Origin of the sequence: Azospirillum thermophilum (assembly GCF_003130795.1) — a bacterium.
In the GTDB taxonomy this organism is placed as follows: domain Bacteria; phylum Pseudomonadota; class Alphaproteobacteria; order Azospirillales; family Azospirillaceae; genus Azospirillum; species Azospirillum thermophilum.
In genome coordinates this window covers 385,480-405,625 of sequence record NZ_CP029358.1, presented here as the reverse complement: position 1 = coordinate 405,625, position 20,146 = coordinate 385,480, and the positions used below count along the sequence as shown (strand labels likewise).

Sequence of the window (20,146 nt, the reverse complement as noted above, 5' to 3'; positions counted from 1 at the left end):
CGGCGCCACGCTGATCACCCTGATCAAGAACGCGCTGCAGGACATCCTGCCCCACTTCACCGCCAACGCCGGGCAGGTCGAGACCATCGTCTTCGCCGTGCTGCTGATCCTGATGATGCATCACTTCCGCGGCGGGCTGGTGCCCTTCGCCTTGCGGCTGCTGCCGCCCCGGCGGCGCCCGGTGGACCTGCGGGCCGAGCCGCTGCCGCGCCGCAGCCTGCCGCCGCGCGGCACCACGGTGCTGGAGGTCGAGGGGGCGGTGAAGCGCTTCGGCGGGCTGACCGCGGTCAACAACGTCAGCTTCTCCGTGCGCACCGGCGAGATCGTCGGGCTGATCGGCCCCAACGGGGCGGGCAAGAGCACGATGTTCAACATCGCCACCGGCACCCTGCCGATCAGCGACGGGCGCATCCGCTTCCTGGGGCGGGACGTCTCCCGCCTCGGCCAGCGGCGCATCGCGGCGATGGGGGTGGCCCGCACCTTCCAGCACGTGAAGCTGCGGCCGACCATGACCCTCCTGGAGAATGTCGCCATCGGCGCCTACCTGCGCAGTTCCGCCGGCATGGTGAAAAGCGGGCTGCGGCTCGACCGCCGGGACGAGGAGCGGGTGTTCGCCGAGGCGCAGCGCATGCTGGACCGCGTCGGGCTGGGCGACAAGGCGCACGAGCTGGCGGGCAACCTGCCGCTCGGCCAGCAGCGGGTGCTGGAGATCGCCCGGGCGCTGGCCGCCGACCCCGTGCTGGTGGTGCTCGACGAGCCGGCGGCCGGCCTGCGCAAGCAGGAGAAGGCGGCGCTGGCCCGCCTGCTCGACCGGCTGCGCGGCGAGGGTCTCGCCATCCTGGTGGTGGAGCATGACATGGACTTCGTGATGAACCTGGTGGACCGGCTGGTCGTGATGGTCTTCGGCTCGAAGATCGCCGAGGGCGACCCCGGCCTGATCCGCCGCAACCCCGACGTCCAGGCGGCCTATCTGGGAGAGGCGGCATGACGGCGATGCTGGAGCTGTCCGACTTCCACGTCGCCTACGGCAAGGTGGAGGCGGTGCGCGGGGTCTCGCTGTCGCTGAGGAAGGGCGAGATCGCGACGGTCATCGGGCCGAACGGGGCGGGCAAGACGACGATGCTGGGGGCGGCCATGGGCCTGCTGCCCTGGCGCGGGCGGATGCGGTTCGAGGGGCGCGACGTCGCCGCCATGCGGGTGGAGGACCGGGTGGAGCAGGGATTCTGCCTGGTGCCGGAGACGCGCGAGCTGTTCGGCGAGCTGTCGGTCTACGACAACCTCGTCCTGGGGGCCTACACCCGGCGCATGGACGGGGCGGCGGTGAAGCGCAACCTCTCCTTCGTCTTCGACCGCTTCCCGCGGCTGAAGGAGCGGCGGGGCCAGCGCTCCGACACGCTGTCGGGCGGCGAGCGCCAGATGCTGGCGATCGGCCGGGCTCTGATGAGCGGGCCGCGGCTGCTGATGCTGGACGAGCCCAGCCTGGGCATCGCGCCGCTGATCGTGAAGGAGATCCTGAAGATCGTCGCCGGCCTGCGGGATGCCGGTGTCTCCATCCTGCTGGTCGAGCAGAACGCGAAGGCGGCGCTCGACATCGCGGATTACGGCTATGTTCTGGAGATGGGCGAGATCGCGCTGGAGGGGAAGGCATCCGACCTGCTCCACGACCCGCGCGTGATGGCGACCTATCTCGGCGGGGGAGTGGAATGACCTTGAAGACGTCGGGGGCGGAGACGGTCGGGCGCGGCTATGACCGCGTCGCCGTGGCGGTGCCGGTGACCGTCCCCTATGTGCGCTACTCGACCGACGTGGCGCACAAGTTCCTGGCCCGCGCGCTGCGGATGCTGTGCGACGGCGCCGGCATCCGCAAGGAGGAGATCGACGGGCTGTGCGTCGCCAGCTTCACGCTGGCACCCGACACGGCGGTGGGCTTCGTCCAGCATGTCGGGCTGTCGCCGCGCTGGCTGGACCACATCCCGATGGGCGGGGCGGCCGGGTGGTCAGCCTGCGCCGTGCCGCCCGCGCGGTGGAGTCGGGCGACGCGGAGATCGTCGCCTGCATCGCCGGCGACACCAACCATGTCGACAGCTTCCGCCAGAACACCTCGTCCTTCAGCCGCTTCGCGCAGGACGCGGTCTATCCCTACGGGGCCGGCGGGCCGAACATGAGCTTCGCCTTCCTGACCGACCATTACATGCGCCGCTACGGGGCGGAGCCGGCCGATTTCGGCAAGCTCTGCGTCGCCCAGCGCAGCAACGCCCTGCGCAATCCCAACGCCCTGTTCAAGAAGCCGCTGACGCTGGAGGAGTATCTCGCCTCGCGGCCGATCGCCGACCCGATCCGGCTGTTCGACTGCGTCATGCCCTGCGCCGGGGCGGAGGGCTTCCTCGTCCTGTCGGAGGAGCGGGCGCGGGCGCTGGGCATCCCCTACGCCCGCGCGCTCAGTGCCGTGGAGCGGCACAACGCCTTCCCCGACGACCCGATCCAGGAGCGCGGCGGCTGGGTGCTGGAGCGAGAGCGGCTCTACGGCCGCGCCGGGGTGGGGCCGGAGGACATCGACCTGATGCAGGTCTATGACGACTACCCGGTCATCAGCCTGATGCAGATCGAGGATCTGGGATTCTGCGAGAAGGGCGGCGGCCCCGACTTCGTGCGCCGCCACAGCTTCGAGCTGGAGGGCAGCTTCCCGCTCAACACCAGCGGCGGGCAGCTTTCGGTCGGGCAGGCCGGGGCGGCCGGCGGCTCGCTCGGCATGGTGGAGGCGATCCGCCAGCTCACCGGCCGGACGCTGGGCGGGCGGGTGGAGGGGGCGCGCCATGCGCTGGTCTCCGGCTTCGGCATGATCAACTACGACCGCGGCCTGTGCACGGGCGCCGCGGTGCTGGCCGCCGCATAGGGGAGGCACAAGAGCGATGACCGCAACCACCGCCAAGCCGAAGCGCAAGAACCCCATCCTGCGCTCGCGCGTGCCGACCCTGCCGCCGGACCGCCGCAGCCGCACCGCCCTCGGCCTCGCCCGCGGGGCCGCCACCGGCAGGCTGGAGCTGCAGCACTGCGCCGGATGCGGCGCCGTCCAGTACCCGCCGCGCGAAGCCTGCGCCACCTGCCTGTCCACCGAGCTGGAGTGGCGGCCGACGGACGGGCAGGGCGAGCTGCTGGCCGATACGCTGGTCCGCCATTCCCAGGAGCTGTATTTCCGCGAGCGGGCGCCCTGGCGCACCGGGCTGATCCGGCTCGACGCCGGGGTGTCCGTCGTCGCCCACCTGACGGAAGGCTGCCCGGCCGCGCCGGCCCGCGTGGTGGTGCAGGCGGCGCTCGACCGCTCCGGCCAGGCCGTGCTGGTGGCGGGGCCGGCCGGCAGGGCGCCGGTGCTGGCCGAGGACGCCAAACTGCGCGACCTGACCGCCGACCCGCGGGGCCGGAAGATCCTGGTCACCGACGCCAAGTCGCCGGTCGGGCAGGCGATGGTCAAGGCGCTGGCCGAGGCCGGGGCCGAGCTGGTCTGGGCCGGCGAGGCGGAGCCCTGGTGCAAGCCGCCGGGATGGGACGCGGTGACGGCGATGCCCGGCGTCACCGTCGTGCCGCTGGACGTCACCGACAGCAAGTCGGTGGAGGAACTGGCCTCCGAGCTCGGCTTCAAGGTCGACATCCTGGTCAACACGGCGGAGTACCGCCGCGCCCACGGGCTGTTCGGCCGGGCCGGCGTCGAGACCGCCCAGGCCGAGATGGAGACCAACTGCTTCGGTCTGATGCGGCTGGCCAAGGCCTTCGGGCCGGTGATGCGGGCGCGCGGGGCCGACGGCATCGCCAACAGCGCCGTCGCCTGGGTGAACCTGCTGTCGGTGGCGGCGCTGTCCAACGACCCGCAGCGGGCGACCTACTCCGTCTCGCAGGCCGCCGCCCTGTCGGTGGCGCAGGCGCTGCGGGCCGAGCTGCGCCACGGCGGGGTGCGGGTCATCAACCTGTTCCCCGGCCCGATCGACGACGAGTGGAACCAGGAGATCCTGCCGCCCAAGCTCGCCCCGGCGGTGCTGGCCCGTGCCGCCGTCACGGCGCTGAAGGGCTCGGTCGAGGACGTCTTCCCGGCGATGTCGCCGAGGAGTGGCTGGCCCGCTACCGTGAGAACCCCAAGGCTCTGGAAAAGGAACTCGGCCGATGACCGACCTCGCCCATGCCAACCCGCTGCCCCTGCTGCTCGGCGCCCTTGCCGGGGGCGGGGTGCGGGTGGTCGATCTGACCCAGACGCTGTCGCCCGACTTTCCCACCATCACCCTGCCGCCCGAGATGGGCCAGAGCCGTCCCTTCCGCATGGAGGAGATCTCGGCCTATGACGAGCGGGGCGGCGCCTGGTACTGGAACAACCTGTCCTTCGGCGAGCATACCGGGACGCATTTCGACGCGCCGATCCATTGGGTTTCCGGGCGCGACCGGCCGAACGGCTCCACCGACACCATTCCCGTCGGGCATCTGATCGCGCCGGCCTGCGTGATCGACTGCGTCGCGGAGTCCGCGCGGGACGCCGACTTCCTGATGACGGTGCCCTTCCTGGAGGCGTGGGAGGAGCGGCACGGCCGCATCCCGGCCGGGAGCTGGGTGCTGATGCGCACGGACTGGTCGAAGAAGACCGATCCGGCCGCCTACCAGAACTATGACGAGACCGGCCAGCACACCCCCGGCCCCGATCCCGACGCCGTGCGCTTCCTGGTGGAGAAGCGCGACGTGCTGGGCTTCGGCACCGAGACGATCGGCACCGACGCCGGCCAGGCCGCCCATCTGACGCCGCCCTACCCCTGCCACTACTACATGCACGGGGCGGGAAAGTACGGGCTGCAGTGCCTGTGCAACCTCGACCTGCTGCCGCCGACCGGGGCGGTGGTCATCGCGCCGCCGCTGAAGATCCTCCGCGGCAGCGGCAGCCCGCTGCGCGTCCTGGCGCTGGTGCCGGCATGAGCACCGTCCCGCTTCCCCCGGCGGAGCGCACCATCCCGGCCATGCTGGCGGCGATGGCGCGCCGCCACGGCGACCGGCCGGTCTTCGCGGCGGGCGACACGCGCTGGACGGTTGCCGGCGCGCTGGACGCGGCGGCGGGACGCGGTGCGGCGCTGCTGGCCGCCGGCATCCGGCGCGGCGACCGCGTCGCCATCCTCTGCGGCAACCGTGCCGAGGTGCTGGAGACCGTGCTGGGCTGCGGCTGGATCGGCGCCGTCGCCGTTCCGATCAACAGCGCCGCCCAGGGGCCGCAGCTCGGCTACTATCTGCGCAACTCCGGCGCCCGGCTGCTGGTGGCGGAGGCCGGGTTCCTCCCCCGCCTCGCCTTCGCGGGCGACGAGCCGCTGCCGCTGGAGCGCATCTGGGTGCTGGGCGGCGGGGCCGACCATCCCCTGGCGCAGCCCTTCCCGCCGCCCGGTCCGGCGGCGGAGCCGGCCGACGTGACGCCGGGCGAGCCCTTCGCCATCCTCTACACCTCCGGCACCACCGGGCCGTCGAAGGGCGTGCTCTGCCCGCATGCCCAGTATTACTGGTGGGGCGTCAACACCGCCGCGCTGCTGGAGGTCGGGCCGGAGGACGTGCTGGTCACCACCCTGCCGCTGTTCCACATCAACGCGCTGAACAGCTTCGCCCAGGCCCTGCTGACCGGCGCGCGCATGGTGCTGGAGCCGAAATTCTCGGCCTCGGGCTTCTGGCCGTCGATGATCGAGGCGGGGGCGACCGTCGTCTATCTGCTGGGCGCCATGGTGCCGATCCTGCTGTCGCGGCCGGCCGGCGCGGCGGAGCGGGCGCACCGGGTGCGCGTCGGGCTCGGCCCCGGCGTGCCGCCCGACCTGATCCGCGCCTTCCGGGAGCGCACCGGCGTGCCGCTGCTGGAGGGCTACGGCTCGACCGAGACGAACTTCGTCATCGGCGCCACCGCGGCGGAGCAGCGGCCCGGCAGCATCGGCCGCGTCCGTCCCGGCTTCCACGCCCGCGTGGTGGACGAGCAGGACGCCGAGCTTCCCGCCGGCGAGGCCGGCGAGCTGGTGCTGCGCGCCGACGAGCCCTTCGCCTTCTCCACCGGCTATTTCGGCATGCCGGACAAGACGGTGGAGGCGTGGCGGAACCTGTGGTTCCACACCGGCGACCGGGTGGTCCGCGAGGCCGACGGCGGCTTCCGCTTCGTCGACCGGCTGAAGGACGCCATCCGGCGGCGCGGCGAGAACATCTCCTCGCACGAGGTGGAGCAGGTGCTGCTCTCCCACCCCGCGATCGCCACCGCCGCCGTCTTCCCGGTCCGGTCGGAGCTGGCCGAGGACGAGGTGATGGCCGCCATCGTCCCCAAGCCCGGCGAGGAGCTCGACCCGGTCGCGCTGATGAAGTTCTGCGAGCCGCGCCTGCCGCATTTCGCGATCCCCCGCTTCGTCGAGGTCATGGAGGAGCTGCCGCGGACGGAAAACGGCAAGGTGCAGAAGTTCCGCCTGCGCGAGCGCGGCCGCACCGCCGCCACCTGGGACCGCGAGGCGGCCGGCTATGTCGTCCGGCGCTCCTGACCGCCCGGCGGTCTTCGTCACCGGGGCGGCACAGGGGATCGGGCTGGCCATCGCCGCCGCCTTCGTCCGGGCCGGCCATCCGGTGGCGCTGGCCGACCTGAACCCGGCGGTCCGCGCGGAGGCGGAGCGGCTGGGCGCCCGCGGCTGGATCGTCGACGTGCGGGAGGAGGCGAGCCTTGCCGCCGCCTTCGACGCGGCGGCGGAGGCCTTCGGCGGCATCGGCGTGATGGTCAACAGCGCCGCCCGCACCGCCGCCGGCCCGCTCTGGGACGTCCCGGCCGCGGAATGGGACTCGGTGATGGCGGTCAACCTGCGCGGCACCTTCTTCGGCTGCCGCGTCGCCGGCCGCCACATGCGCGGGCGGGGCTGGGGCCGCATCGTCACCATGGGCTCCTACGCCGGCCGCCATCCCAGCCCGGCGAGCGGCATCCACTATGGCGCCTCCAAGGCCGGCGTCGAATACCTGACCAAGGCCTTCGCGGCGGAGCTGGCGCCGCATGGCGTCACCGTCAACGGCGTCGCCGCCTCGCTGATCGCGGGGCCGGCGCTGGCCGCCGCCCCGCCGGAGCAGGTGGAGGCGGTGCTGCGGACCGTTCCGCTCGGCCGCCCCGGCACGGTGGAGGAGGTGGCCGCCGCCGTACGGTTCCTCGCCTCCGACGCCGCCGGCTACATCACCGGCACGATGATCGAGATCACCGGCGGACGGGGGCTGTAGCGGGCGCCGCCGCCCTTCGTTCTGGATTTGTCCTGCGGGCGGGCCTAATCTGCCGCCATGAGCGACGGGGCGGATCATGGCGGGCGGAGCGGGACGGCGGGGGCTGCGGCCGTCTGCCGGGACTGTGCCGCCGCCCTGCCGCCGGGCACGCGGCGCTGCCCGAAATGCGGCGGACGTCGGCTGTTCCGCCATCCCGAGCTGCATGACCTGCCCATCGGCCACATCGACTGCGACAGCTTCTATGCCACGGTGGAGAAGCGCGACCGGCCGGAACTGGCCGCCAAGCCGGTGATCGTCGGAGGCGACGACCATCGCGGGGTGGTGGCGGCCTGCTGCTATGTCGCGCGGCTGTCCGGCGTGCGGTCGGCCATGACGATCCGCGAGGCGCTGGACCGCTGCCCCGACGCGGTGATCATCCGGCCGGACATGGCGAAGTACAAGGAGGTCGGCCACCGCGCCCGCGCGATCATGGAGGCCTTCACGCCGCTGGTCGAGCCGATCAGCATCGACGAGGCCTATCTCGACCTGGCCGGCGTCGAGGAGCGGCTGTCGATCAGCCCGGCCCAGGCGCTGGTCGAGATCGTCCGGCGCTTCGAGACCGAGCTGCGCATCACCGCCTCCATCGGGCTCAGCTACAACAAGCTGCTGGCGAAGATCGCCTCCGACCTCGACAAGCCGCGCGGCTTCTCCGCCATCGGCCGGGCGGAGGCGGCGGCCTTCCTGGCGCCCAGGCGGGTCACCATCCTGTGGGGCGTCGGGCCGGCGCTGGAGCGCAAGCTGTTCGCCGACGGCATCAGCCGCGTCGCCGACCTGCAGGACAAGGACGAGCACTGGCTGGTCAAACGCTACGGCGCCATGGGCCGCACGCTGTTCCGCTTCGCCCGCGGCGACGATCCCCGGCGGGTCGAGCCGGAATCGCCGAGCAAGAGCATCTCGTCGGAGGAGACCTTCGACTGGGACGTCACCAGCCCGCCGGCGCTGGCGGCGGAGCTGCGCCCGCTGGCCCAGAAGGTCTCCCGCCGGATGGAGCGGGAAGGGCTGGTCGGCCGCAGCGTCGTGCTGAAGCTGAAGACCAAGGACTTCCAGCAGCTCACCCGTTCGCGCCGGGTCGAGCCGACGCGCGACGCGGACGCCATCCTGGCCGCCGGCCTGTCGCTGCTGGAGAAGGAGGCGGACGGCCGGGCCTTCCGCCTGATCGGCATCGGCTGCACCGACCTGCTGCGGCCGGACGCCGCGCCGGAACCGGAGCTCGACCTGTTCGGCCCCTGAGCCGGCGGCCGGGGCCGGCGGCGGTCAGGCGGCGCGGATCCCGGCGAGGAAGCTCTCCACCTCCCGCCGCAGCGAATCGGCCTGTCCCGACAGCTCGGCCGAGGCGTCGAGCACCTGGGCGGCGGCGGTTCCGGTGTGGGTGGCGGCCTCGCTGACCTGGGCCACGTTGCCGCTGACCTCCTCGGTGCCGCGGGCGGCCTGCTGGACGTTGCGGGTGATCTCGCCGGTGGTGGCGTTCTGCTCCTCGATGGCGGCGGCGATGGCCGAGGCGATCTCGTTGATCATGGCGATGGTGCCGCCGATGCTCTCGATCGCCGCCACCGTGCCGCTGGTCGCGGACTGGACGCTGCCGATCTGGGTGGCGATCTCCTCGGTCGCGCGGGCGGTCTGGTTGGCCAGCGCCTTGACCTCGGACGCCACCACGGCGAAGCCCTTGCCGGCCTCGCCGGCGCGGGCCGCCTCGATCGTGGCGTTGAGAGCCAGCAGGTTGGTCTGGCTGGCGATGTCCTGGATCAGCTTCACCACGTCGCCGATGCGCGAGGTGGCTTCGGCGAGGCTGCGCACCGAGCCGGTGGTGTCCTGCGCCTCGCGCACCGCCTTGGAGGCGATCTCGTTGGAGCGGGCGACCTGCCGGCTGATCTGTCCTGGATCAGCTTCACCACGTCGCCGATGCGCGAGGTGGCTTCGGCGAGGCTGCGCACCGAGCCGGTGGTGTCCTGCGCCTCGCGCACCGCCTTGGAGGCGATCTCGTTGGAGCGGGCGACCTGCCGGCTGATCTCCTGGATGGAAGCGGCCATCTCCTCGGTGGCCGCCGCCACGGTCTGCACGTTGGCCGAGGTCTGCTCCGCCGCGGCCGCCGAGGCGGCGGCCTGCTGGTTGGTCCGGGTGGCGAGCGACGCCATGCCGTCCGCCGTGCGGCCGAGGGTGGCGGAGGCTGCCGCCACGCCACCCAGCAGGCCGCCGACCGTGCCGTCGAACTTTCGGATCAGCGCCTCCAGCGCCTGGGCGCGCTTCTCCTTGGCGGCCCGCTCGGCCGCCTGTTCGGCCTCCAGCCGGGCCCGCTCGTGGCGTTGTCCTTGAAGACCTGGACCGCCGCCGCCATGTCGCCGATCTCGTCCCGATGGCCCTGGGCCGGGATGGCGACCGTCAGGTCGCCGGCGGCCAGCCGCTCCATCGCCCGGGTCATGGCGGTCACCGGCTGGACGATGCTGCGGCCGACGATCCAGGCCGCCAGCACCCCGATGACGGTGGCCGCGACAAGGAAGACGATGCTGACCTGCATCGTGCGGTCCATGTCCCGTTCGGTCTCCGCCAGCAGGGCGGCGCGCGCCTCGCTCTGCTGGTCCACGGTGCGGGAGGCGAGGTCGGTGAACTCGCCGGCTTCCTGGGACATCACGCCGTTGACCAGCCGGTCGACCTCGAAGACCGCCGTCCGCACCTCGTCGAAGCTCGCCTGGTAGCGCTTGGCGAGGTCGAGAGCCTCCTTCGCCTCGCGCTGCCGCTCAGGATTCCGCAGGCGGGCCAGCAGGGTGCCGACCCCTTGCTCAAACTGGGCCACCCGGTCGCGGAAGCGGTCCGCCGTCTCCTCGCCGGGGGCGGCGAGGAAGCGGTTGGCCTCCAGCCGGGCCAGCATCAGCGCCTCCTGGGCGATGCCGGCCAGCGCCGCGGCCTCCATGTCGCCGTCCGCCATGGCCGTGCGGACGATCTCGGAGAGATCCTCCCGCGCCTTCTGGCCGATCGGGTTCATCCCCTGGTCCACGAGCTGGCCGCGGCGTTCGCGCAGAGGGACCAGCCTTTCGTAGTTGGCCCGGTAGCCGTCGATCAGCGTCCGCATCCGCTCCAGGTTGGCGCGGCGCGCCGGATCCCGGGCCTCCCGGATCGCCTCCGCCACCGTGTCGGCGAGATCCGTCTGGATCCTGCGCGCCTGGGCGGAGGCCTGGGGATTGCCGGTGTGGATGTAGGTGATGACGTTCCGCCGCATGTCGAAGATGCTGGCGCTGATGCGTTCGATCCGCAGGGCGTTGTTGCTGATCACCGCATAGTCGTCGAACCGGCGTTCCGTCGTGGAGAGGGTGAGGAGTCCCGACCCGCCGATCAGCCCGAGCAGGACGAGCAGCAACGTGAAGGCGGCGGCGATGCGCGTCACGACTTTGAAGCGTCCGCAGAAGCCTATGATCGTCATGAGGACTCCTCGTATGGCAGTGTCACGGGACATGGCGGACGTCGCGTGCAGGCATGGGCAAGCATGGGCAGGCTGCCCGGAGAGCAAAGGCCATCCGGTCGATTCAATGGACGGGGCGCAATCTCCAATAGAGGTTCGCCAGATTATTCAATTAATGCCCCTGTCTGGTTTCAAGCGTATTCAAGGCAACTTTGGATCGGGAACACGACCAAGGTAGGGTATGGGAGCCTGCGACCAGATAGCGCAGGCGTTTCTTCTATAAATGGCGCAGGTTTTTCTGTTGGACCATTGGAGGTCTTCCGGACAACCCTGTGCCGGCCGGATTCGGCTTGGTGGCCCTCCATCCGCATCGTAAGGGTGCTGCCCGCGGGTACGGGCGGAACCGAACCGGTGGGGGGATCGTTGGAAAGAGGGAACCGACTCCGACCGGAAAGGATACCCGTCATGAACGCCGACAGCTCCGTCCGCCACGCCTATGACCAGGTCTTCGGCGGCGACCAGAATCTCGGGACCGGCGAGCGCATCGTCTCCACCGGCCTCGGCCTCGCCATGGCGGCGGGCGGCCTGCGCAAGGGGGCGAGCTGGCAGGGCGCCGTCATGGGCCTCGTCGGGGCGGCGCTGATCGCCCGCGGCATGAGCGGCCATTGCCCGATGAAGGCGGCCATGCAGGGCGGCGACAGCCAGGGCTGGATGTCCGGCGGCCATAGCCACGACCGGCTGGGCGGCCATGACGCCCGCGAGGAGGGCGCGCTGGACCGGGCGGCCACCCAGGCCATGTAGTCCGACACGGAGCAGGGCGGCGCACGGGGCGGGGACGGCGAGCCGGCCCCCGGCCCGCGCATCATCCCTGTCCCTGCCCGCTGGCGGTTGCTACCGCCCCCGGCGCGGCCGGCCGGGCTTCTTGCGCGCCGCGGCGGAGGGCGCGCCCTCCGGGATGCCGCGGCCCTGCCGGGCGGAGCCGATACCGATGCTGCCGGGCGCCTCCAGCCCCAGGTCCATCGCCTCCAGCCGGCGCAGCTCGTCGCGCAGGCGGGCCGCCTCCTCGAACTCCAGGTCGGCGGCGGCGGCCTTCATCCGCTTCTCCAGGTCGGCGATGACGGCCTTCAGGTTGTGGCCGACCAGTTCCTCCGCGTTGAGGCCGGTCTTGACCGTCACATGGTCGCCGCGTTCGTAGACGCTCTCCAGGATGTCGCCGATCGCCTTCTTGACCGATTCCGGCGTGATGCCGTGCTCCAGGTTGTAGGCCTCCTGCTTCTCCCGACGCCGCGCCGTCTCGTCGATGGCGTACTTCATGCTGTCGGTGATCCTGTCGGCATAGAGGATGGCGCGGCCCTCGACATTGCGGGCGGCGCGGCCGATGGTCTGGATCAGCGAGGTCCTGGAGCGCAGATAGCCCTCCTTGTCGGCGTCGAGGATGGCGACCAGCGCGCATTCCGGGATGTCCAGACCCTCGCGCAGCAGGTTGATGCCGACCAGCACGTCGTAGGCGCCGAGCCGCAGGTCGCGGATGATCTCGATGCGCTCCAGCGTCTCCACGTCGGAGTGGATGTAGCGCACGCGCAGCCCCGCCTCGTGCATGTATTCGGTCAGCGCCTCCGCCATCTTCTTGGTCAGGGTGGTGACCAGCACCCGGTAGCCCTTGCCGACCACCTGCTTGCATTCGTGGATCAGGTCGTCGACCTGCGTCTCGGTCGGGCGGACGATCACCTCCGGGTCGATCAGGCCGGTGGGGCGGACCACCTGCTCGACGAAGACGCCGCCGGTGCGCTCCATCTCCCACGGGCCGGGGGTGGCGGAGACGAAGACCGTCTGCGGCCGCATCGTCTCCCACTCCTCGAACTTCAGCGGGCGGTTGTCCATGGCGCTGGGCAGGCGGAAGCCGTATTCCGACAGCGTCTCCTTGCGCATGCGGTCGCCGCGGTACATGCCGCCGATCTGCGGCACCATGACGTGGCTCTCGTCGACGATCAGCAGCGCGTCGGGCGGCAGATACTCGAACAGCGTCGGCGGCGGCTCGCCCGGCGCGCGGCCGGTCAGGTAGCGCGAGTAGTTCTCGATGCCGGCGCAGGAGCCGGTGGCCGCCATCATCTCCAGGTCGAAGGTGGTGCGCTGCTCCAGCCGCTGCGCCTCCAGGAGCTTGCCCTGCTCGGCGAACTCGGCCAGCCGGACCTTCAGGTCGTGCTTGATCTGCCCGATCGCCTGGTTGAGCGTCGGCTTCGGCGTGACGTAGTGGCTGTTCGGGTAGACGCGCACCGCCTCCAGGCTCGCCAGCTTCTCGCCGGTCAGCGGGTCGATCTCGTGGATGCCCTCGATCTCGTCGCCGAACATGGAGATGCGCCAGGCGCGGTCCTCCATGTGGGCGGGGAACAGCTCCACCGTATCGCCACGCACCCGGAACAATCCGCGTCCGAAAGCGGCCTCGTTGCGCTTGTATTGAAGCTCGGTCAGCTTGCGCAACAGTTCCGGCATCGAAACCACCTGCCCCTTGCGGAGGTCGATGGTCATCTCCGAATACATCTCGGCCGAGCCGATGCCGTAGATGCAGGACACCGAGGCGACGATGATGACGTCGTCGCGTTCGAGCAGCGCCCGCGTCGCCGAGTGGCGCATGCGGTCGATCTGCTCGTTGATCGAGGATTCCTTCTCGATATAGGTGTCGGTGCGCGGGACGTAGGCTTCCGGCTGGTAGTAGTCGTAGTAGGAGACGAAGTATTCCACCGCGTTGTTGGGGAAGAAGGACTTCATCTCGCCGTAGAGCTGGGCGGCCAGCGTCTTGTTCGGGGCCAGCACCAGGGTGGGTCGCTGGATCCTCTGGACGACGTGGGCCATGGTGAAGGTCTTGCCCGAGCCGGTGACGCCCAGCAGGACCTGATCGCGCTCGCCCGACAGCAGCCCCTCGGTCAGCTCGCCGATGGCGCGCGGCTGGTCGCCCGAGGGGGTGTAGTCCGACACCAGCTCGAAACGCTTCCCCGCCTCCAGCTTGGCGAGCGGCTTCTGCGGCAGGACGGTGAGGACGGGGTGCGCCATGACGGGCTCGCTTGCAAAGGACGAGTATGGAACGGGGACGAGTACGGAACGGGAACCGATTATATGGCCCTTCCGCCCCCGCCTGTCGAGCGCCGGCTTGTGGCACCGTTGTGCGAACTGTGCAGCGCGTTTCCTGTGCACAATAGGGGTGGGGCGGGAAAAGCATCATAGAATCAGCCGGTTGACGTGAACCGTTCGTAAGCCTCCATTGTGCAGGGCTGCCCGACGGGCCGGCATGCGCGGTCGTCCGCGGCGCCTCGGAAGGACGCTGCGGGGCCATGGATGCAGGACGGGCGGAGATGGGGCGAAGCGTAGCGCGGGGGCGGGGCGGGGGCAAGCGGCTGGTGGAATTCTGAATTCCCGATCGGGGCTATCATCATTCGGAAGTCACTGTGCCATGTTCATTATTCCCGAGTGGGAATTTCATGGCTGGTGGCTGTGCGAGAGAAATGGTATATTCCCGGTCGGGAATTGAGAGCGAGGAAAGGCCCGTGATTTCAGAATTCCAAACGGCGGAGCAGTTGGGGCTGATTTGCCGCAGACGCCGCGAGGCGCTGAGGCTGCGGATCGAGGACGCCGCCCTTGTCACCGGAGCCAATTATCGTTGGATTTCCGAAATGGAGCGGGGGAAGGCGACGGTGCAACTGGGCAAGGTCCTGCATTACGCCTCCATGCTCGGCATCGGCCTGGCCGTGACCCTGCCCGAGGAGATGGAGCATGGGGAGGCTCCGCGCCAGGACGGGAAGGATGCGGCACCGTGACCGTCCCATCCCTGACGCTCTGGTACGAGGGAAGGGAGGTCGGGCGGCTCGACCGTGTCGGGACGGCGGATACGGACCTTGGCCTGACCTATCACCCGGACTGGCAGGCGGACCCGCGGTCCTTCCCCGTGTCCATCCTGTTTCCGCTCGACAAGACCCGTCACGAAGGAAAGCCGGTCTTCTTCTGGTTCATGAACCTGTTGCCCGAAGGCCAGACGTTGGAACTGGTCGGCAAACTGCTGCTGACCTCGGAACTGGACGTGCTGAGCCTGATGGAGCGGATGGGCGGCGACCTGCCCGGGGCCCTGGTGGTGCGGCGGACCGGCGAGCCGTTCATGCCGCGCCCCCACCGCTTCCACCGCTGGTCCGCAGCCGAGTTGGCCGATGCCATGCGGCGCCTGCCGAAACGCCCCCTGCTTGCCGGAGAGGAGGGGGTCGAGATGTCCATGGCCGGGCAGCAGGACAAGCTGCCGGTTCTGCAATTGCCGGATGGCAGCCTCGCCTTGCCGCTGGACGGCCACCCCAGCACCCATGTCCTGAAACCGCGCTCGGAGAAGCTGGCGGCCAGCGTCGACAACGAGGCCTATTGCATGCGCCTTGCCAGGGCCTGCCGCATCGCGACGGCAGAGGTTACGGTCGGCCGGGCGCAGGACATCGACTATCTGCTGGTACGGCGTTACGACCGCGTGGTCGGGCAGGATGGAGCAATCCGGCGGCTGCACCAGGAGGATCTGTGTCAGGCGCTGGGCTATCCGCCTTTTCAGAAATATGAATGGAACCAGAGACTCCAGGGGCGCGGGCCGGGAGTAGCGGACCTCTTCCGTGCGGTCACGGTCGGACCCCGGCAGGCGTTGAACCGTGCCGCGCTGCTGGACATGCTGATCTTCAACATCCTGGTCTGCAACGTGGACGCCCACGCCAAGAACTACTCGCTTCTGTACAACGGCCGGGTGCCGGAGATGGCACCGCTGTACGATGTGATGTGCGGCGACGTCTATGACGGCGTCACCCGCAACCTGTCGCAGAAGATCGCCGGCAAGAGCCGGGGCGGCCATATCCACGCCCGGCACTGGCAACGCCTTGCCAGGGAGGTCGGGCTGTCGGCTCCGGGCGTCCTGAAGCGGGTCGACCAGTTGAGCAGCAGGGTTCTGGAGGCAAGCGGTCCCGTCGCCGCGGCCATGGCGGCGGAACTGCCGGACAGCTGGATGATTGCGCAGATGGTGCCGGTCATCCAGGAACGCTGCCGCCGCATGCAGGCGAATCTCCGGACATCGCTCGACGAGGCTGGTGGCGGGGCGCCGGAAGACGCCCCCTGAGGCTCATCCCTCGGCGCCGGTGCCCAGCAGATAGTCGATGTCGCCGCCGTCCAGCGCGTTGACCAGGCCCTTGCCCTCGATGGTGGCGGCGGACAGGCTGCCCTTGCGGCGCTGGAGGTCGAGGATGCGCTCCTCCACCGTGTTCGAGGCGATCAGCTTGTAGACGAAGACCGGCTTGTCCTGGCCGATGCGGTAGGCGCGGTCGGTCGCCTGGTCCTCGGCCGCCGGGTTCCACCAGGGGTCGTAGTGGATCACCGTGTCGGCCGCCGTCAGGTTCAGGCCGCGGCCGCCGGCCTTCAGGCTGATCAGGAAGACCGGCACCTCGCCCGCCTGGAAGCGGCGCACCGGCTCGGCCCGGTCGAGCGTGCGGCCGGTCAGCTCGACATAGGGGATGGCCGCCTTCTCCAGCTCCACCTTGATCAGGTCCAGCATGGTGGTGAACTGCGAGAAGACCAGGATGCGGCGGCCTTCGGGCACCATCTCCGTCACCATGTCGGTCAGCGCCGCCAGCTTCGCCGATTCGCGCACCCGGGCCGCCGCCGGGATCTTGACGAGGCGCGGGTCGCAGCAGACCTGCCGCAGCTTCAGCAGCGCGTCGATCACCGTGATGGTGTTGCGCGCCAGCCCGCCCACCGCCAGCGCCGCGCGCACCGTCTCGTTCACCGACAGGCGGATCGTCTCGTAGAGGTCGCGCTGGTCGCGGTCGAGGTCGATGCGCACCACCACCTCGGTCTTCGGCGGCAGCTCCTTGGCGACCGCCTCCTTGGTGCGGCGGAGCAGGAAGGGCCGGATGCGGCGCATCAGCATGTTGGCGCGCGTGTTGTCGCCGCGCTTCTCGATCGGGGTGCGGAAGCGCTTGGTGAACTCCTTGCGGTCGCCCAGCAGGCCGGGCATCAGGAAGGCGAACTGGCTCCACAGCTCGCCGAGGTTGTTCTCCACCGGGGTGCCGGACAGGCAGAGCCGGTGGCGGGCGTCGAGCGCGCAGACGGCGCGGGTCGCCTTGCTGTCGGGATTCTTGATGGCCTGCGCCTCGTCCAGCACCAGCATGTGCCAGGCCTGCCGCTTCAGCAGGTCGAGGTCGCGGGCGACGACGCCGTAGGTGGTGACGACGATGTGGGCGCGGCCGAGCTCGTCCAGCCGGTCGTGGCGGTCGCCGCCATGCAGCACCACCACCCGCAGGCGCGGGGTGAAGCGCCCGGCCTCCGCCACCCAGTTGGGGACGAGGCTGGTCGGCACCACCACCAGCACCGGGTCGGTCAGCCGGCCCTCATGCTCCTCCGTCGCGATGTGGGCGAGGGTCTGGGCGGTCTTGCCGAGGCCCATGTCGTCGGCCAGGATGCCGCCCATGCCGTTGGCGCGCAGCCGCTGCATCCAGCCGAGCCCGGCGCGCTGGTAGTCGCGCAGCTCCCCCTGGAAGCCCGGCGGCGGCATGAGGTCGGGCAGCGCGTCGTCCTCCTCGCGCAGGCGGCGGAGATAGCCGTCGATCTGCGCGCTCTCGCCGGCGCGGCGCGCGATCAGGTCGTCGATGTCCAGCAGCCCGTCGGCCTCGGCCAGCGGCACCTTCAGCCTGTCGTCGCTGCGCCGGCCGCTGTCGAGCAGCGCCTCCAGGACGCTGAGCAGCCGCTCGACCCGCTCCACCGGCAGGGCCAGCACGTTGCCGTCGTCGAGCACCAGATGGGCCCGCCCCTCGATCACGCGGGTGGCGGAGAGGCCGCCGCGCTCGACGAGCTGGGCCAGGATCGGCAGGAGGGGGCGGCGCTCCCCCTCGATCTCCACCCCGACGTCGAGGTCGAACCAGCCGTCGCCGCCGTCGCGCACCGCGACCTCGACCTCCGAGCCCGGCTCGATGACCTTGGTGCCGAAGTCGGCGCCGATCTCCACCGTCCAGCCGGCGGCGGTCAGGGCCGGCACCTCGCCGGTGACGAAGGCGGACCAGCGCTCCTCCGCCCTGGCGCCGGTCAGCCAGTGGACGCGGGTGCCGCGGGAATTGAGCGCGCCCTTCGGCGGCTCCACCCGCGCCTGGGCGAAGCCGAAGGCGGCGAGGCGGTCCAGCGCCTCCTGCTCCGCCGCCTTGTCGCGGCGCACGAAGGTTACGGAGCCGAACCGGTCCTCGAAGCGGGCGAACTGGCGCTGGTCGTCCGGCTCGATCTCGGCGGGCTGGTCGGGCTCGCCGTAGTCGAAGGAGAGGCGCAGCACGTCCACCAGCCCGTCCGACGGCGTCACCACCCGGCCCAGCCGGGCGACGATGCGCGGCGATCGCTCGACGATCTCCGCCGCCTCGGCCGCCCCGCTGCGCACCGGCGGGACGCGCAGGTCGCGCGGCAGGGCGATGGAGGGTGACGGGATGGAGGACGGCTGCGGAGCGGGACGCGGCACCGGCCTGCCGACGGCGGCACGGGGGACCGGACGGGCAAGGGCGGGGGCTGCAGAGGGAGATGCAGAGGGAGATGCAGAGGCGGGCCTGGCCTTCGGCACCTCCACCACCTGGAGGTCGACCGGTGCCAGCGTGCCGGCCGCCGGGTCGACGCACCAGTAGCTCTGCCCCTTGAGCAGGACGCCGCCCTCCGGCAGACCGGTCGGGCGCAGCTTGCGGGTCACCGGGTCGCGGAAGGCGCGGACCGGCCGGGCGGCGGCCTCGGCGAGCGGCGTGCCGTCGCGCCAGCGCAGCCGTCCGGTCTGCAGCAGGCGGCGCAGCAGGCGGTCGACCGCCTCGCCCCGGCTCTTGGCGACCGGCGTGCGCACCACCCCGCCGCCGCCGAGCAGCCGCGCGATGGCGCGGTCGGCATCGCCGTCCAGGTCCCGCGGGGCATGGGCCAGCACCTCGCGCGGGCTGGCGGGCAAGGCGTCGTCGCCGGCGGGAAGGGTGGCGACGAGGGCGGCGGTGATGAACAGCGCCGTCTCGCCCTGGCCGGGTTCCAGCGTCCAGCGCACCCGGCGGACGGCCTGCGGTTTGGGGGCGGGTGGTTCGGGGGCCGGCGGCTTGACCAGGGCGAGGGCGGGCCTGGGCGGGGCCGTCTCGACCGGCGCGCGCGCGGGCGGGGCGGGTGGGGGATCGAACAGGGAGGGGGCCGCGGCGGTCCGGTCCGGGGCGGATCGTTCCGCAGCCGGCTTGTCTGCGGGCGGCTTGTCCACGAGGTCCAGCAGCGACACGCTGCGCCATTCCGGCTTCGTATCGAGCGCCAGCATGGCGGCGGCGGCCATATGGGCGCAGGCGGTGCGGCCGCAACTGCAGTGCTTGTCGAAGACGATGCGGTTGCGCCCGCGCACCGGGGTGACGCCGACCTCCAGCCGCCGGCCGAGATCGGTCACCACGGCGGCGATCCGCCCCTCCACCTCGCCCAGCACGACGGACCCGGACAGAATCAGGGTGCGCCCGCGCTGCAGGGTCTTGGCGTCGAAGACGCGCGCCAGATCCTCCTGGGCAAAGGGGACAGGGGAACCGGCGCCGCGGGGAACGGCATCGAACAGGGACATGAGCGGATGTCGCCGGGTTGCGGGTAACCGAAAGTCGGGAACGGGCCGTGAACGGGGCGCCGGGTATAAAGCGCCGCGCCGCCGGCCGCAAGCCCGCTCGTCGGGAGTCCGCCGTCATATCACATCGGCCGGGCGGGAGTCCCCCAGGCGTTTCCCGGTGATCCTACCCTTCCTGCGGGTAGAGGTTGCGCAGCATCCTGTGGGCGGTGGCGACGAAGGCCTCGTACTCGGCCTCCGAGATGCCGTCGAGCATCCGGCAGTACTTGCCGTACATGATCGGCCAGAAGCGCTCGAACAGGCCGCGGCCCTTCTCCGTGATGTGGATCTGGCGGACGCGCATGTCGTCCTCGCGCTGCCGGCGCTCGATCAGGCCCTGGCTCTCCATGCTGTCGAGCATGCGGCTCATCGTCGACTGCTCGGTCAGGGTCAGCAGGGCGAGCTCGTTGATCGTGCTGCTGGAGCTGATGGAGAGAACGCCCAGCGTGCGCATCATCGAGGTGTTGAGGTCGAAGGCCTTCAGCTCCTCCGCCAGGACGGCGTTCCAGCGCGCGGTGATGCGGTTGATCAGGTAGGGGCCGAAGTGGTTCAGCCCGATCTCGCCCAGCGACGGCCGCTCCGTCGTGCCGCCCAAAGACCGCCCCAGGACGCCATCGACATACCGGCCTGCCGCCATCGCGCATCCTCCTGTCCCCGGCCCGTCCCCGGCCGCCCCGATCCGCCGGACTGCCCGGCATCCTGACGGATCGATCCATGCATATTCAACCGTTTTTTTGGGCAGCGGTGCTGCATCCGCGAGCAGAGGGCATCGGGCCGGGCACCGGAGGCTCGGCCGTGCCCATCCGGGAATCGTTGCACCGCAACGTGTTGATGCTGCTGCCCCG

The 20,146-nt window shown here is 71.0% G+C and carries 13 protein-coding genes and 3 pseudogenes; 11 read left to right on the top strand and 5 right to left on the bottom strand.

Going from position 1 to position 20,146, the window contains the following annotated elements; genetic code table 11:
• From DEW08_RS29540 to DEW08_RS29505, 8 genes and pseudogenes are all read left to right on the top strand, one after another.
• Window positions 1-988, top strand: a 988-nt coding sequence (locus DEW08_RS29540) for an ABC transporter ATP-binding protein (protein WP_146214788.1), incomplete at its 5' end; no start/stop codon positions are given.
• On the top strand, window positions 985-1,707 hold the full coding sequence (locus DEW08_RS29535; RefSeq protein WP_109334118.1) for an ABC transporter ATP-binding protein: 723 nt from the start codon (window positions 985-987) through the stop codon (window positions 1,705-1,707). The genes DEW08_RS29540 and DEW08_RS29535, both read left to right, overlap by 4 nt.
• A pseudogene (locus DEW08_RS29530) lies at window positions 1,704-2,893 on the top strand (thiolase family protein). The gene DEW08_RS29535 and the pseudogene DEW08_RS29530 overlap by 4 nt, the downstream one beginning before the upstream one ends.
• A 16-nt stretch (window positions 2,894-2,909) precedes the next feature.
• Window positions 2,910-4,156 (top strand): annotated as a pseudogene (locus DEW08_RS29525) (SDR family oxidoreductase).
• Complete coding sequence (locus DEW08_RS29520) at window positions 4,153-4,947, top strand: cyclase family protein (RefSeq protein WP_109334115.1); 795 nt, start codon at window positions 4,153-4,155, stop codon at window positions 4,945-4,947. Before DEW08_RS29525 ends, DEW08_RS29520 begins: the two are co-directional and overlap by 4 nt.
• Window positions 4,944-6,521 carry an ATP-dependent acyl-CoA ligase gene (locus DEW08_RS29515; protein WP_109334113.1) on the top strand — a complete coding sequence of 526 codons (1,578 nt, stop codon included), beginning with the start codon at window positions 4,944-4,946 and terminating at the stop codon, window positions 6,519-6,521. Before DEW08_RS29520 ends, DEW08_RS29515 begins: the two co-directional genes overlap by 4 nt.
• The gene (locus DEW08_RS29510; protein ID WP_109334111.1) at window positions 6,502-7,236 is read left to right on the top strand and encodes an SDR family NAD(P)-dependent oxidoreductase; all 735 of its coding nucleotides are present in this window, start codon (window positions 6,502-6,504) and stop codon (window positions 7,234-7,236) included. Before DEW08_RS29515 ends, DEW08_RS29510 begins: the two co-directional genes overlap by 20 nt.
• Before the next feature lie 57 nt (window positions 7,237-7,293).
• Window positions 7,294-8,505, top strand: a complete 1,212-nt coding sequence (locus DEW08_RS29505) for a DNA polymerase IV (protein ID WP_109334108.1) — start codon at window positions 7,294-7,296, stop codon at window positions 8,503-8,505.
• A 24-nt stretch (window positions 8,506-8,529) separates the two neighbouring features.
• Here DEW08_RS29505 and DEW08_RS31450 read toward each other — a convergent pair.
• Window positions 8,530-9,362: pseudogene (locus DEW08_RS31450) on the bottom strand (methyl-accepting chemotaxis protein); the annotation flags it as partial.
• A gap of 128 nt (window positions 9,363-9,490) precedes the next feature.
• A complete protein-coding gene (locus DEW08_RS29495) occupies window positions 9,491-10,687 on the bottom strand; it encodes a HAMP domain-containing protein (RefSeq protein WP_168220559.1) in 1,197 nt (398 codons plus the stop codon).
• A gap of 444 nt (window positions 10,688-11,131) precedes the next feature.
• On the opposite strand from DEW08_RS29495, the gene DEW08_RS29490 reads away from it, so the two are divergent.
• Window positions 11,132-11,467 carry a YgaP family membrane protein gene (locus DEW08_RS29490; protein WP_109334104.1) on the top strand — a complete coding sequence of 112 codons (336 nt, stop codon included), beginning with the start codon at window positions 11,132-11,134 and terminating at the stop codon, window positions 11,465-11,467.
• Window positions 11,468-11,557: 90 nt separating this feature from the next.
• Here DEW08_RS29490 and uvrB read toward each other — a convergent pair whose 3' ends face one another.
• The gene (uvrB, locus tag DEW08_RS29485; protein ID WP_109334102.1) at window positions 11,558-13,714 is read right to left on the bottom strand and encodes an excinuclease ABC subunit UvrB; all 2,157 of its coding nucleotides are present in this window, start codon (window positions 13,712-13,714) and stop codon (window positions 11,558-11,560) included.
• A 617-nt stretch (window positions 13,715-14,331) separates the two neighbouring features.
• Here uvrB and DEW08_RS31440 point away from each other — a divergent pair.
• Window positions 14,332-14,475: a hypothetical protein gene (locus DEW08_RS31440; protein WP_168220558.1), complete on the top strand. Its 144-nt coding sequence runs from the start codon at window positions 14,332-14,334 to the stop codon at window positions 14,473-14,475.
• Window positions 14,472-15,791, top strand: coding sequence for a type II toxin-antitoxin system HipA family toxin (locus DEW08_RS29480; protein WP_168220557.1), 1,320 nt, complete (start codon window positions 14,472-14,474; stop codon window positions 15,789-15,791). The genes DEW08_RS31440 and DEW08_RS29480 overlap by 4 nt, the downstream gene beginning before the upstream one ends.
• Window positions 15,792-15,794: 3 nt before the next feature.
• Here DEW08_RS29480 and DEW08_RS33370 read toward each other — a convergent pair whose 3' ends face one another.
• Together DEW08_RS33370 and DEW08_RS29470 are read right to left on the bottom strand one after the other, a co-directional pair.
• A complete protein-coding gene (locus DEW08_RS33370; RefSeq protein WP_109334098.1) occupies window positions 15,795-19,265 on the bottom strand; it encodes a DEAD/DEAH box helicase in 3,471 nt (1,156 codons plus the stop codon).
• 163 nt (window positions 19,266-19,428) lie between these two features.
• Entirely contained in the window at window positions 19,429-19,938 is a 510-nt protein-coding gene (locus DEW08_RS29470; RefSeq protein ID WP_109334096.1) for a MarR family winged helix-turn-helix transcriptional regulator, read from the bottom strand.
• Window positions 19,939-20,146 lie beyond the last annotated feature (208 nt).